21 protein-coding genes are annotated in these 13645 nt (G+C 47.1%); 20 read left to right on the top strand and 1 reads right to left on the bottom strand.

Annotation, left to right across the window (positions count from 1 at the left end):
- Nucleotides 1–9 precede the first annotated feature (9 nt).
- The 8 genes from ACJJI4_RS01190 to ACJJI4_RS01225 all read left to right on the top strand — a co-directional run bounded on the left by ACJJI4_RS01190 (nucleotide 10) and on the right by ACJJI4_RS01225 (nucleotide 5387).
- Nucleotides 10–2052, top strand: a complete 2043-nt coding sequence (locus ACJJI4_RS01190) for a ClpP-like prohead protease/major capsid protein fusion protein (protein ID WP_444925303.1) — start codon at nucleotides 10–12, stop codon at nucleotides 2050–2052.
- 87 nt (nucleotides 2053–2139) lie between these two features.
- A complete protein-coding gene (locus tag ACJJI4_RS01195) occupies nucleotides 2140–2511 on the top strand; it encodes a capsid cement protein (RefSeq protein ID WP_444926765.1) in 372 nt (123 codons plus the stop codon).
- Between the two features lie 7 nt (nucleotides 2512–2518).
- Entirely contained in the window at nucleotides 2519–2815 is a 297-nt protein-coding gene (locus ACJJI4_RS01200) for a head-tail joining protein (RefSeq protein WP_444926766.1), read from the top strand.
- Between the two features lie 290 nt (nucleotides 2816–3105).
- The gene (locus tag ACJJI4_RS01205; protein ID WP_444926767.1) at nucleotides 3106–3339 is read left to right on the top strand and encodes a hypothetical protein; all 234 of its coding nucleotides are present in this window, start codon (nucleotides 3106–3108) and stop codon (nucleotides 3337–3339) included.
- A gap of 107 nt (nucleotides 3340–3446) precedes the next feature.
- The gene (locus ACJJI4_RS01210; RefSeq protein WP_444926768.1) at nucleotides 3447–3896 is read left to right on the top strand and encodes a hypothetical protein; all 450 of its coding nucleotides are present in this window, start codon (nucleotides 3447–3449) and stop codon (nucleotides 3894–3896) included.
- Between the two features lie 100 nt (nucleotides 3897–3996).
- Entirely contained in the window at nucleotides 3997–4209 is a 213-nt protein-coding gene (locus ACJJI4_RS01215; RefSeq protein ID WP_444926769.1) for a hypothetical protein, read from the top strand.
- Entirely contained in the window at nucleotides 4206–4499 is a 294-nt protein-coding gene (locus tag ACJJI4_RS01220) for a hypothetical protein (RefSeq protein ID WP_444926770.1), read from the top strand. The genes ACJJI4_RS01215 and ACJJI4_RS01220 overlap by 4 nt, the downstream gene beginning before the upstream one ends.
- A gap of 495 nt (nucleotides 4500–4994) precedes the next feature.
- Entirely contained in the window at nucleotides 4995–5387 is a 393-nt protein-coding gene (locus ACJJI4_RS01225) for a hypothetical protein (RefSeq protein WP_444926771.1), read from the top strand.
- Between the two features lies 1 nt (nucleotide 5388).
- Here the strand turns inward: ACJJI4_RS01225 and ACJJI4_RS01230 are convergent, their stop codons facing one another.
- Nucleotides 5389–5544 carry a hypothetical protein gene (locus tag ACJJI4_RS01230; protein ID WP_444926772.1) on the bottom strand — a complete coding sequence of 52 codons (156 nt, stop codon included), beginning with the start codon at nucleotides 5542–5544 and terminating at the stop codon, nucleotides 5389–5391.
- 19 nt (nucleotides 5545–5563) lie between these two features.
- On the opposite strand from ACJJI4_RS01230, the gene ACJJI4_RS01235 reads away from it, so the two are divergent.
- From ACJJI4_RS01235 to ltrA, 12 genes are all read left to right on the top strand, one after another.
- Entirely contained in the window at nucleotides 5564–5737 is a 174-nt protein-coding gene (locus ACJJI4_RS01235; RefSeq protein WP_444926773.1) for a DUF6980 family protein, read from the top strand.
- A 66-nt stretch (nucleotides 5738–5803) separates the two neighbouring features.
- On the top strand, nucleotides 5804–6229 hold the full coding sequence (locus ACJJI4_RS01240) for a hypothetical protein (RefSeq protein WP_444926774.1): 426 nt from the start codon (nucleotides 5804–5806) through the stop codon (nucleotides 6227–6229).
- A 60-nt stretch (nucleotides 6230–6289) separates the two neighbouring features.
- On the top strand, nucleotides 6290–6541 hold the full coding sequence (locus tag ACJJI4_RS01245) for a hypothetical protein (protein ID WP_444926775.1): 252 nt from the start codon (nucleotides 6290–6292) through the stop codon (nucleotides 6539–6541).
- Nucleotides 6542–6726: 185 nt separating this feature from the next.
- Nucleotides 6727–7035 (top strand): hypothetical protein, encoded by a 309-nt coding sequence (locus tag ACJJI4_RS01250; RefSeq protein WP_444896940.1) that lies wholly within the window; start codon nucleotides 6727–6729, stop codon nucleotides 7033–7035.
- A gap of 420 nt (nucleotides 7036–7455) precedes the next feature.
- The gene (locus tag ACJJI4_RS01255) at nucleotides 7456–7929 is read left to right on the top strand and encodes a hypothetical protein (RefSeq protein ID WP_444926776.1); all 474 of its coding nucleotides are present in this window, start codon (nucleotides 7456–7458) and stop codon (nucleotides 7927–7929) included.
- A 243-nt stretch (nucleotides 7930–8172) separates the two neighbouring features.
- A complete protein-coding gene (locus ACJJI4_RS01260) occupies nucleotides 8173–9537 on the top strand; it encodes an IS4 family transposase (protein WP_444926777.1) in 1365 nt (454 codons plus the stop codon).
- Between the two features lie 41 nt (nucleotides 9538–9578).
- Nucleotides 9579–9944 carry a DUF7079 family protein gene (locus ACJJI4_RS01265; RefSeq protein ID WP_444926778.1) on the top strand — a complete coding sequence of 122 codons (366 nt, stop codon included), beginning with the start codon at nucleotides 9579–9581 and terminating at the stop codon, nucleotides 9942–9944.
- 89 nt (nucleotides 9945–10033) lie between these two features.
- Nucleotides 10034–10411 (top strand): hypothetical protein, encoded by a 378-nt coding sequence (locus tag ACJJI4_RS01270; RefSeq protein ID WP_444926779.1) that lies wholly within the window; start codon nucleotides 10034–10036, stop codon nucleotides 10409–10411.
- Between the two features lie 125 nt (nucleotides 10412–10536).
- Nucleotides 10537–10815, top strand: a complete 279-nt coding sequence (locus tag ACJJI4_RS01275; protein ID WP_444926780.1) for a hypothetical protein — start codon at nucleotides 10537–10539, stop codon at nucleotides 10813–10815.
- Nucleotides 10816–10950: 135 nt separating this feature from the next.
- The gene (locus ACJJI4_RS01280; protein ID WP_444902126.1) at nucleotides 10951–11199 is read left to right on the top strand and encodes a hypothetical protein; all 249 of its coding nucleotides are present in this window, start codon (nucleotides 10951–10953) and stop codon (nucleotides 11197–11199) included.
- A 121-nt stretch (nucleotides 11200–11320) separates the two neighbouring features.
- The gene (locus tag ACJJI4_RS01285) at nucleotides 11321–11602 is read left to right on the top strand and encodes a hypothetical protein (protein WP_444926781.1); all 282 of its coding nucleotides are present in this window, start codon (nucleotides 11321–11323) and stop codon (nucleotides 11600–11602) included.
- A 638-nt stretch (nucleotides 11603–12240) separates the two neighbouring features.
- The gene (gene ltrA, locus ACJJI4_RS01290; protein WP_444925282.1) at nucleotides 12241–13530 is read left to right on the top strand and encodes a group II intron reverse transcriptase/maturase; all 1290 of its coding nucleotides are present in this window, start codon (nucleotides 12241–12243) and stop codon (nucleotides 13528–13530) included.
- Nucleotides 13531–13645 lie beyond the last annotated feature (115 nt).

A 13645-nucleotide genomic window follows, 5' to 3' on the forward strand; every position in this document is an offset into this window, starting at 1 on the left:
GAGGCAGCCATGCCGAATGAATCCTGGTACAGCATGACCGCTGCCGCCAATACCAGTGAAGCTGATATTTATTTGTATGACTACATCGGCTACTGGGATATGACGGCAAAAGACTTTGCCCGCGATCTCAAAGCCCTCGGGGATGTCAGCAAGATCAATCTGCATATCAATTGCCCCGGCGGTGATGTGTTCGACGGTACCGCCATCTACAACCTGCTCAAAGATCACAAAGCCGAAGTGGAAACCTGGATTGAAGGCATCGCAGCCAGTATGGGCAGCGTGATCGCCCTCGCCGGGGATACTGTCCATATCGCTGAGAACGCCTATTACATGGTGCACAACCCCAGTGCCGGTGTTCGCGGTGATGAGCGCGCTCTGGAAAAAACCAAGAGCCTGCTGGCCAAAGTTAAAGCCACCATGAAAAGCCTGTATTCCTCACGCACCGGAATGTCGGATGAGGACATCAGCCAAGTGATGGATGACGAGACTTGGTATACCGGCACCGAAGCGGTAGAGGCCGGCTTCGCCACCGATACCACCGCAGCCATCGAGATGGCTGCCAGCTTCAGTGCCGATCACTTAAACCAATTTAAAAACACCCCTCAAGCTATTAGTGCATTGGTAATGCAGGAGCCCACTGAATTTAGATTCCCGTCTGCGGTTGCAGACAACCCAACCCAAACCAAGGAGGCGCAAGCCATGCCGAAAACTACCTCCACCACGCCAGCTGCAACCGCTGCGCCCGAGGTTACTCCAGAAATGAAAGCGCAAATTGAAGCCAATGCCAAAGCGCAATTTGCCGCCGATGAGAAAAAGCGCAAAGACGATATCACGGCCGTATTTAAAGGCTTCGAAGCGCACAGTGTTGTGATGCAGGAATGTCTCAATGACATGGACTGCAGCGCCGAAAAAGCCAAAGACAAACTGCTCACAGCCCTCGGCAGCCAAACCCCAACCCCCGTGCAAAGCTACAGTGTGGTAGTGCAGGAAGGTGAAGGCATCAAGCGCATGAAAGCCGATGCCGAGAATGCGATTGCTGTACGTGCCCTCGGTGAAAAGCGCACAGAGGGCAATGAACTCAGTGGCTACACCATGATGGAGATTGCCCGCATCCTCATGCAGGCCCACGGCCAAAGCTTGTCCGGACTCGACAGAATGGGTGTGGTCGCTGCAGCCTTTACCCATAGCTCGGGTGACTTCGCAACGGTGCTCGGCAATATCGCCAATAAATCCATGCTGAAGGGCTATGAAGAAGCGCAGGAAATCTTCCCGCGCTTTACCAGTGTCGGCAACCTCAGTGACTTTAAACTCACCACCCGCACGGATCTGGGCAGCTTCCCCTCACTGCGCCAAGTAGCACCCGGGGCAGAATTTAAATATGTGAGTATCGGCGAACGGGCCGAGACTGCCGCACTGGCGACTTACGGGGAACTCTTCTCTATTAACCGCCAGGCGATTATTAATGACGACCTGGGGGCCTTTACCCGAATCCCGCAGAAGATGGGCCTCGCCGCCGTGCGCACCGTGGGGGATCTGGTATTCAGCATCCTGCTCAACAATCCCAAAATGGCAGATGGAAAAGCCCTGTTCCATGCAGATCATGGCAACCTAGCCAGCGCCGCTCTAATCAATACCGCCAGCATTGATGCTGCACGGGTGAAGATGGGCAAGCAAAAGGACGGCAGCGCAGTGCTTAATATCCGGCCCAAATTCCTGCTCTGTGATATTGCCGACGAGGGCAGCGCAAAGGTTGCTCTGGAATCCGAATTCGAAGTGGGCGAATCCACCAAAAACAACACCACACCGAACAGCGTGCGCAACATTGCCGAAGTGCTCTCTGATGCGCGCCTTAGCGGACACAATGGCTGGTACCTCAATGCCGACCCGGTAGTGCACGACACCATCGAAGTGCTCTATCTGGATGGTCAGCAGGCCCCGGTGTTAGAGGAGCAAAATGGTTGGAGTGTTGATGGGGTCGAATTCAAAGTCCGCCTGGATGCCGCAGCCAAAGCCTGGGATGCAAAAGGCATGGTGAAAACACCCAAAACCTAATCCCAATCCCAACTGAAACTAAACCGGAAAGGGCCGCACTACGCGGCCTTTTTTATTTCTACTGCTTTATCCACTGAGAGAAAGAATATGGCTACGAATTTTGTACAAGCCGGGCGCATGCTCGATTTCACCAACAACACCAGCGCAGCGATTACTTCCGGCCAGGTAGTACCGGTCGGTGCCGTCCTTGGGGTAGCGATGGATGATATCGCCGTGGGCGCCTCCGGCGTGATCGCTATTGATGGTGTATTCACTGTGCCCAAGGTATCCGCCGCAGAGATCAATCAGGGCGAAACCCTCACCTGGGTGGTCGCCTCCAGCTCATTCGATAGTAATGCAGCAACCGCAGCCACTGGCGATATCACCGGCTCCACCGCCTTCGCCGCAGAGGCCGCCGGGAATGGCGTTACCAGTTTTGCTGTCAAGTTTACCGGCGTACCGGGCACCGTGAAGGCATAAGTGGCTCATGGACCTGGACCAAAGAGCCGCAGAGCGCGCGTTTCGCAAATGGGGCAAGGCCGCTACCTATAACAATGGTAGCGGCGCTGAGCCTATTGATTGCAAGGTGATCCTTGATCAGGAGATTGATGACTTCGACGATGAGGAGCGCGTGCGGGTGCCGCGTGTAGAGCTGAGTCTGCTGGTGAGTGAGGTGGGGGCTTACAACTCTGATGCGGTGATTACGTTGGGTGGAGTGGAGTATAAGGTTCGCAAGCGGCTGGCGGATGATGGGGTGGTTTGGCGGGTGCAGGTGGATGGGTAGCCCCAGCGGGTAGTTCAGCACAGGATTTATGATCATTGTGACTGTTATTTTTTTGAGTTGCTCAAAATTACGAATAAATGCTTTAAAATCAGTGGGTTAAAGGGACGGTTAAAAATGGGGATAGTGGTCAAGTTGATCATTTTTCTAGATGGGCCGGTAGTGCCAAATGATCGTAATCTATTGATTTAGTGGAAGAAGATGGCGTGTTGGCGTAAATTTGTATCAGAAATAGTAGTCAAAATAATAGTGGTCATGATGACCACTATATAAATGTTAATGGTACTCGCATCGTGAAAGTATTCGGATACTCACATAAAACGAAAGATGAATTGCTTGAACTGTACGAATGTACGGTTTCAGCTGACCCTCAGCAATTACGTGAGTTGGCAAGCTTCTTTGAGTCTTGTGCAGCCGCAATCGAAAAATCAGGCAAGGACTGGAACCACGAGCACTTTATTTCAAGCCAGGAAAGCATCAATAAAACTGGTCCTAGTATTGTGGTGTTCAATTCAGATGCTGAGTAAAACCCGTACCATTAACAAGTACCGGCAGTTCGCCCCTACGGGGCCGGACGGCCAAACCGCTACGCGGTTCGTCCGCCGCTGCGGTAGGCGTTAAGTGCAGGAAGAATATGAAGAAAATTTCAGGTTCGACATTTTATTTTAAAAAGCTATTCCCCTCCGTGTGGTTTGGATTTCTGGCTTTTTTTATCATTACAGCGGCATTGTCGGGTGCAATGGCTGAGTCTTTCATGTTCGTTGTTGTCCCTGCTTTTATGATGGTGTTTGGTTTCTTGTTCTTTAAGAAGTCGCTTTGGGACTTGGCTGATGAGGTCTACGACGAAGGAGATTCGTTAATGTTCCGAAAAGGGGATAAAGAACAAAGGGTGTACTTAAAAGACATCATCAATATTAGTCATGCTCAAATGCAGTCCCCAGAAAAGGTTGTACTTCATTTGCGGAAAGAAGGAGCAATTGGCAAAGAGCTGGCATTTAATCCTCCCATGCGCTTTAACATGTTTACTAAAAATCCAATGGTGAATGATCTTATTAAGCGGGTAGATCGTGCTAAAAGCACTTAACAATCCGCAGCAATCGCTCCCGTTGGTCGCTGGGACAGCCAAAACGCTACGCTTATTTGTCTGCCCCTGTGCGGGGCGTTACATTCTTAAGGTGGCTTAATTGAAAATCTCGAAAGACCTTTTTAGGGAAATATTTGATGAGGCTAAACGATACTCAATCGAAGAATACGATGGGAGTAATTCGCATGCGCTATGCAATATCCTTGAAGTGGTTGAGCGCTATAGGGAAAAATACCCAAATATAGATAAAGAGGTTGAAAACCTTATAGTTGAACGGATATTTAATCCTCCACATGAGGCCTTTCCAGAATGAAACATACATCTAAAGTTAAGGGTTTTGACGGCGAGTTAAATCAGCTAGCCGAGAACGTTGGCGATCTTTTTTATGATTCTCTATCAGAATTTCTATCAGACTTATCGGAAAAGCTAGAGAATGACTCAAAGGCTGATTATGGTCGTGGCCGAAAAGTTTTAGCGAAAGAGCTACATGAAAGCTCAGTCAGTTTACGGTTGGCATCTGAGAACATTTCAAGAGCATGGGATATATGCTCACCATTTGTTGATGAATGGATGGAGAAAAAAGGATTTTCCGAAAGGCCATAATGTAACAAAGCTATCAACCGGACTCCATTTCCGTCGCTTGATTTTTGTGTTTAATAACACAAAAATACAACCAACTACAATTCGCCGGTTATAGCGGCGTTATTGTGGCGGTCAATTTTTAGATGTTCTGTAACTGCTGCAAGCATCAATCTCTATCTGAGCACTCATTTCCTGAAAGTTTTCCTGCAATCTGGTACCGCAGTTTCGCTCCAGTGCCATCGTTTTAAGTCAGCAAGCCTTGCAAGCCAGCTACGCCATCATGGAGTGCCAATCAGATAGTTAACCGGTTGGGAAAGTATGATATTTTTCTCTGTAAATTTATCGGGCAGTGGCCAGCCAAAGGTGGCTGACAGAGAGCAAGTAGGTTGTTCAGTGCGCGCCAGCTATAACCAGGCCAGGCAAGCTCGCCCAGCCGGAGGCTGGGCTGGACAGCCTACGCTTTGCTTCGGCTGCCCTTGCTGGCAACGTTAACTTGCTACAACAAGGAGACTAGAGATGGATATGGAATTTCTGAAGAATTTAATGGAGGTCGCGCCAGAGCTCGGAGGTTGGGCTGCTGCATTTGTTGTAATTTTCCTTATTGGGAAAAAGACGCTAGAGTTTTTTGGCATTGTTCACAAGCAAAGTCAGAATATTTACTCTGAGAATGTTTCCGAAATGGAAAGTCATAGAAAGTGGCAGAAGGAAATGAACGATGAGCTTCGTGAGGAAATTAAGTCGCTCCATTTTCAGGTGAGTGCTCAAAGTGAAGAAATTTTAAAGCTAAGTAAAAGAAATCATGAAATTTTGGTCGAAATGAGCCGATTAGAAAGAAGAGTTAATTTACTTGAAGAGCAAAATGAGGTTCTACAAAGGCGCGTTGGAGAGCTAGCGGTAGATCCAGCATAAGTTAACAATCAGCGGCAGAGCGACAGCCAACACTACGCACCTTTTGTGTAACTCGCTGGCGCTCAAACATTAACACAAAAGCTGCTCCGCGCTGGCTGCGCCTGCGCTGGGCGTTAAATGGCTTATCAAGTTCAGGAGTGAAAGTTTTAAACAACATGGATATATGCTGCGACTCAATGAAATACTTCAGTACACTAAATTGTTCTGAGCATAAAAGTATCTATGAATGCCCTGATGTTCTTGTAGCAATCAATGGAAGCGATCATGGTTTTATCATCCATGATGGTGGTTCCAGCAAAATCACAATTGAGTATTGTCCGTGGTGTGGTACAGCTTTAGGTGCGCAGTAGTGAGCTACGTACCACGGCCATTTAACAAGGCGTGCAATGAACGCCTGCGGCTGGACAACCTAAAGCGTGGCTTCGCCACAGGTTGCCCATTCACTAGGCGTTAAGTTTTTTATGATCGAGCGCTTTATACACTGGATTGAGTTCATCGTGGTCGTATTACCATCTACGGGCATTGTTTTGTTTTCCACTTTGTTTTTCCCGTTTGGAGCATTACTCCGCCCTGAACTCATTATTCCAGCTTACATTGGCGGTATCGTTGGAGTATATTCACTGTGGAGAATGTTTTTGCATCTTGAGTTTGCAGTAGGTTTAAGGTCAAAAAAATATATCTATTACTATTTTGCTGGAGTTCTCAGTATTGTTTGCTTATTTTTAGTGGGTGAATTCAGTATTAATCAAGTGCTCAATCTGGTTACTACACTATGGGTTTTTCCAATTTTAGTTGGTGCTCATTGGGTATATAAAATTTTTCAAGGTGAATCTGAAACTTAACAAGTGGCGGCATAATCGCCAGCAAAGCTGGCTGGACCTACGCACTGCGTGCTCCGGCCTATGCGCCAGGCGTTATGTGAGTACGGCAAAAAGATGAGTGGATTTAAATGGGCAGACTTACCGGAATTTGAGCAGAGAAATTATCTCTTTAGGTGGTTCTGGTCTGAAATACGTGAGGAAGGCGAAGTTAATCTTGTCAATATTCTCAAAGAACATCCTCCTCTGGCTTTGTTAATTCCGGAGGTTGTAAAAGATATCGCGGAACTCTTATGTGTAGAAGCAGATGAAGTAGAAAAACATATAGTGCGTTAAGATCAGTTGTGATATTGGTAGCGGGTACAATAAATTATTATCAATGAGCACATAACAAACCGCTCAAAGTTCAGCCGCGTTGCGGCTTGGACCTCCGTTCCGGCGCTCGTTTTGGGGTTTACGCTACGCTACCCCAAAAAGTTTGCCTCCACTACGGCCCTTTAGCGGGGCGTTAAGGCTCAATTATGAAAATCGTCATTTTCCTGATACTGCCGATATTAATTGCTCTTGCGTGGAAGTATATAAGTATTGCAAGTGAGACTTTGAGGCAGCTCAAGCTGGGGAAAGATCCAGAGATTGACCCAATGCAGAGTGCAATATTGCCTGAAATAATAGCCATGCTAATTTTAAGCTTTGTGTCTTACGTAATTGTAAATATATTTAGCCCTGCAAATAGCGTTAAATTTGTCGCATCTGGGCAGCTGGTATTCTTAATATTTCTTGCTCCTTTCACATTAAAACATTGGTGGGGGCTTAGGCAGGTTCAGCCTTAACAAAGCTGCGTATTCTGGCGGTCGATTTTTAGATGTTCTGTAGCTACTGCAAGCATCAATCTCTATCTGAGCACTTTTTTCTGAGAGTTTTCCTGAAATTTGGTACCGCAGTTTCGCTTCAGTGCCATCTTTTTAAGTCAGCAAGCCCTGCAAGCCAGCTACGCCATCATGGAGTGCCAATCAGATAGTTAACCGGTTGGGAAAGTATGGTATTTTTCCCTTTAAATTTGTCGGGCAGTGACCAGCCAAAGTTGGCTGGTAGTGAGCAAGTAGGTGGTTCAGTGCGCGCCAGCCATAACCAGGCTAGTCAAGCTCGCCCAACCCCTTCGGGGCTGGGCTGGACAGCCTACGCGTTGCTTCGGCTGCCCTTGCTAGCGGCGTTAGAAGCAAAAAAATATAACCAATATTGGAAAAAATGATATGTCAGAAGCATCAGGATTGTTAGTTCTAAAGGCGTCGGATGAAATAATGGACCTGCTGGTATGCGATGAGGATGATGACGGTGTTCATTATAGGGATGTAAAAGCATTGTGTGACTATGCCGAAACAGGTCCTGTAGGTATGCTTTCTCATAAATTCTACTCCCTTGCTTGCACCGTAGAAAAGCGTAAAGAGTATATTGTGGTGGATGCATGGGTAGATGGATGGCTGGAAATCTTTCAAGCAATACACTCGAAGGGAAATAATATAGAGATGTATGGAATTCTTGAGGGGGAATATGGGCCAAAAATATACTTTATTGTAAACCGTGATGGAGGACGCTATATAGAGCATGTCAATTACGAGGGAAATGTAAATGTTGATGCAGAGCCAGATATTGAAAAAAAATGGTTAAGCATGATTCCTGAAGATGTTCTTAGGGATTTTCCGGAGATACTCCCTCAGGAGGACTAATCCTTATAATAGGAGTGAATGACTCTTCTAACAAGGCTATCGTGCCTCTCACACTTCGTGGGCTGGACAAACTTTCCGGCGCTTGATTTTGCGCTGGTCGCTACGCTAGCACAAAACAATCACCAAAAAGTTTGCCGCACATAGCGGCGCTAAGTTTTATACACAAGTTTTTTCAGTTTTATTATAAAAATCAATGAGTTACAGTTTGTACGTTATAGGGGCTACAAATTTGGCTGGATAATTATGCAGGACTGGGTCAGGGACGAAGTGAAAAATCAGGTTATGGGTGATACACGATTGAATAAGCGCTTGTCCAATATTCTCAGTAATTTAAGTTCCGACCCAAAGGGTAGCATTCCCTGTGCAAACAAGTCTTGGGCAGAAACCTTTGCAGCCTATCGATTTATCGAAAATGATAAAGTCAGCTTTGACTCCATTATGAGTGGCCATAAATCAGCCACTCTTGAAAGAATCAAGGTTCAGCCAGTTGTTCTTATCCCTCAGGATACCACTTTCCTAAATTTTGCTACCGATTTAGAAAGCAAAGAAATGGGAACACTCCGACGCAAAGAGACTAATCAGCAGCTCCTACATACGTCTATCGCTATAACACCATCCAGAGATAATCTGGGCATTATTGAGGGTAGCATGTGGCAGCGAGATAAAGAATCTAGTGCTAATTCTCGCTATACCAAGTCGATACAAGATAAAGAGAGTCGACGCTGGTTAGACCATTATGAATCAGCTTGTGAGATACAAGAGCGCTGCCCTGAAACCACGATTGTGAGCATCGCGGATAGAGAGGGGGATATTCATGAGTGGTTTCAATTAGCTGAAGATCAAAATGAACAGCGGCGTGCAAGCTATATTGTTCGAGCCAAGGCTAATCGTAGTTTAGAGATCGAAGGAGAAGATACGACTTTACTTTGGGACTATATGACCAAGCAGAAGTCCATCGGGAAATACTCAGTAGGTATCCCCAAAAGGAATGGACAGCCAGAAAGGGAAGCTAAGGTCAGTGTATCCATTGCAGAAGTAAGATTGCAGGGAAAAGGAAAATCAAAGCGACCTCTTTCTCTCTACGCAGTCTTTGCTAAGGAATTAAGCCCACCAGAAGGGGAAAAAGGTATTGAATGGATGCTGCTGACCGATCTTGCAGTTGAGGACTTTAAGCAAGCGAGGATCATTATTGAGTGGTATCGAAGTCGATGGGAAATTGAAACCTATTTCCGAGTGGTGAAAGGCGGATGCCAGATAGAAAGTAATCGCTTTAGAACCGAGCAGCGAATGCTGAACTGTATTGCAATCTATATGATTATTGGGTGGCGTCTACACTCCATGACAACACGGGCACGAACGCTTCCTGATACGTCGTGTACGGAAGTCTACTCTGAAAAAGAGTGGCGTATGATATGGATAATGCAAGCTAAAACCTCCCCACCAAATGAAGCTCCAAGTATGAGAGCTATAACGCGTATGCTGGCAGGACTTGGAGGCTTTCTGGGGCGGAGCGGCGATGGTGAGCCTGGAGTTAAAACCGTTTGGCAGGGGTACACTAAACTTCTCCATTATATGGAGGCAGCAGAGGCTTTAAATGGACTTAAATGATGTGTATAAAACACAGTAGCGGCGTTAGGCGTTCATTCGAAATGAAGTCTCCTGAAATAGATATTAAAGACAGAACTCCGATATGGGATTGCTTGCAAGCTCTTTATATGGATACAGATGTATCTTTATCTTATGAATACATTGCCAAGTGCTGCGGCCAGTCCAAATATTCCCTGAAAGAGCTGGAGGAAATATTGTTTAACGAAGTTCTTCCTGCTTTGAGATTCAATATGCTTGATTTTCCTGCTCCTGAGTGGGCAGGTTTTGAAACTAAGTGGGTAGTAGAAAGAGTGTTAAAGAAACATCGGCATGGTGAGCGTAGGCCTTGGGTGCTTAGAACATACACTAACGGGCACTGGAAGAAGCTAAAACCCCTAATCGAAATTGAGCGAGCAGGTAGTGCCTAACAAGCTCCAGCAATCGCTCCCATTGGTCGCTGGGACAGCCAAAACGTTGCGTTTATTTGTCTGCCCCTGTGCGGAGTGTTAGGCATTATATGGAAATAATAACTGAGCAAGATGCTTTCTTCCTTGTCGCTCTAAGCGCATCAGAAGAGTCGTCCCTGATCGAGCTTAGATGGGAGTTCGAGAAGTGGGATCATAGCTCTATTGAAGTAACCACCATCATAGAAAGCCTCATTAAGGACGGTACCATTTTACTAAGTGAGCGCGAAGGTGAGAGCTTTAGTGACTACTCCGTAAACGACTCCCTGGCTATAGCAGTAACTTGGAGTAAATCTGAGTCTTGGAATATCATCCTATTTCTAACCGAGGCTGGTGATCAGCGGTGGAAAACCGACGATTGGGGCATTACTACTAAGCGTGCAAAACATTTAATGTTTTCAAACAAAGGGAGCGTTACCCGTGTTCAGTAGCTGCGTAGAGAGCATGCCTAACAAAACCCTCAACTACACTCCGGCCGCAAGCGGCCTCCGTCGGACAGCCAAAAGCGTGCTTCGCACTGGCTACTGGTTAGCTCAGCGTTATGTGTACCGGTAATATGAAAAAGAATATTTTTATACTTTTTGTTTTTGCAATAGTGACAGCTTGCTCTGTAACTAATACAAAACCTAAAATTAGCGTTGAAGAAGCGATCGATATTGCCAAGCGGGAATGCGGCGAATGCGGTTCTGTATCCATTGAAAAAGATGGTAAGAATTATATTGTTTCTTTCGCGGGTATCGTGGCGCCTGACAGTCCAATGCTTGGTGGAGGCGGTGGCATGGTAATCGTAGACTCATTTAGTGGCAAAGTAGTAAAAAAGCTATTTCTAGAGTGAATACTTGGGGTCGAACATCAATACATAACGAGGCTAGCCAAGTTCGCCCAACCCCTTCGGGGCCGGGCTGGACAGCCTACGCTCCGCTTCGGCTGCCCTTGCTAGCAACGTTAAATTTCATTCAGGATTAAAACGATGTTTTCATGGATAGTATTTATTTTAGGTTTGGTTGCTTCATGGCACTACACAGACCTTCAATCAGAAAATGCATTTCAAAGTACGATCTCGCCAATTTTAGTAGGCGTATTTCTAATTCTACTGCTAATAAAATTTGTTTTTCTTTTAGGTCCGGATAGTGGTCGTGGTGGTCACGGTGGAGATAGCGGTGGTGGTTTTGGAGGTGGTGATGGGGGCTGTGGAGGCGGAGATGGTGGCGGTTGCTAATGCTAACTTTAAAGTGCATGACAAAAACATTTAACAAAAATGTCAAACACCGCTACATGCCTTCGGCATTCCGCTGGACTCGCTTCTGCGTCGCTCGCCGCTTACATTGGCGTTAAATACCATGAGAAATCCATATGTTAATCCAATACCTATGAATCCGATCACTCCAGAAGAGTGTAAGATTGTTGAGGTTATGAGAGAACAGACTCTAGATACTGTTATAAATGTCTGGGCTAAAGAGAGTTACCCGTTCGATGAAGAGGATGAAAAATTTGAGTGCACAGCAGACTTTGTGGTGCATACAAGTGAACTCTTAAATGGCCTGTACGTCGGTACAAAAATATACATTGTGTGGTATACCTCCAAAAAAATTAAAATAGAGTTTTATGGCAGCAGCATTTAACAATTACAAGCAGGCTGCTACGGGCCTTTGGCCCTTCGCGGGACGGCCTACGCTACGCTCCGGCCGCCCCTGTTGTAGTCGTTAGTGCGTCAAGCTAAGCTTGATGCTTCTTGCAGGGTGGAAGTCCCTGTCGGGTAAGGCCTAACCAGCCACCTGTATCGAGTGTTGCGCGTAGGGCGGAACAGAAGGGAAAGAAAAATATAATTATCTTTTTTTTTTTCAACTGTGAACAAACTATGTGAAGCGTACACAGAGAATTCTATAGGCCATAGGGATTATCGTGATCCTGAAGTGCTGGTATCGCTCCGATAATAAAGTGAGCTCCGATTGACGAGATGTGTAACGCCATCGAAGTCCAGGCAATGCAACCGTAATGGTAAGGTTGTTGCGGATCGGCGGGGTTATTAAGCCGTGGCATGTAGAAAGAGAAGTATTGAGAACTTGAGAGATCCGAGCAGGTTCCTGAAGGAGCAGGTAGAGACGTTAAGCCTAATGGCGAAACCAACGAAGACCACTCGGAAGTCGGATCAGCTCATAGTAGTCCGAGAGCGGGAAAGCCGCTTACATGGCGAAGGGGCTGACAGTAATATCGGTGTGCAACAGAAACATAGTCCGGACAAAGTAGGGCTGGAGACACTATGACAACCGCCTTGCACGCCATCGCATTTAAAGCACAGAGCCACCCCAGACACAGGTTTCAGAATTTATACGGACTGCTAAATTCCAACCTGCTGTATCAAAGCTGGGGCCAGCTCAATAAGCAGGCCCGCCCCGGTATCGACGGAGTAACTACCGAAGTTTACCGGCAAAGACTGCCGCAAAATATTCAATGCCTACATCAACGGCTGTGTGACAAACGCTACCGCACCCAGGCGATTAAGCGGGTATTGATTCCCAAAGGCAACGGCAAGCAGCGCCCACTGGGGCTGCCTACGGTGGAAGACAAACTGGTGCAGCAGAGCGTAGCGCAGCTACTGCAAAGTATCTGGGAGCAGGATTTTCTGCCCTTCAGCTACGGTTACCGTCCCAGGAAAAGCGCCCACCAAGCCGTACACAGTCTTGGCTTAAATCTGCAATTCAAAGGCTACGGCTACATCGTTGAAGCCGATATTAAAGGCTTCTTTGATCAGCTGGATCACGACTGGTTACTGCGGATGCTAGCCCTTCGTATCGACGACAAAGCCCTGCTGACACTGATTAAGCAGTGGCTGAAAGTACGCGTGCAAACTCCAGATGGTAAGTTCAGTAAAGCGGCAGCAGGCACCCCGCAAGGAGGTGTGGTCAGTCCGGTACTGGCGAACATCTATCTGCACTACGTCCTGGATTTGTGGTTCGAGAAGAAAGTTAAGCCGCGTATGCGTGGCAGAGCCATGCTAATCCGGTACGCCGATGATTATGTAGTGGCTTTCCAATTGAAAACGGATGCAGAGCGCTTTTACCGGGTACTACCGCAACGGCTGAACAAGTTTGGCCTGCAGTTAGCCCCCGAGAAAACGCACCTGAAGCGCTTTAGCCGCTTCCATCCGGGCCGAAAACGGCAGTTCCAGTTTCTGGGTTTTGAGTTCTACTGGAGCTTGGACGTCAACAAACGCCCCAGGCTCAGGCGCCGGACTGCCGCACAGAAACAGAAGGGCGCAATGGAAGCGCTCTACCACTGGATCAAAGCCAAGCGCAGTGAGCGTCTGAGAGAATGGCTGCCCACACTGAAGCGCAAGCTACAGGGGTTCCAGAACTACTTCGGTCTACCAGACAACAGTCGAAGCTTGTCCCGTTTGTACAGCTATGTTTTACACAGCATACACAAATGGCTCAACCGGCGGAGTCAGCGCAAGAGTTACAACTGGAATGGTCTAAAGGAAATGCTGGGATATTTTGGGCTAAAGCCACCGCGAGTATACAAACGCAGTATACTTGTGGACTGGTATTAGGGTTCGTGCTTTACACGAGCGAATATATTACTGAAGAGCCGGATGCGGTAGTTCCGCACGTCCGGATCTGCGTGGGGGCAGTTAGGGTAACCGGCTGTCCTACCACTACTGAGTA

This window comes from Microbulbifer maximicatervae (SeqCode) (assembly GCF_052467305.1).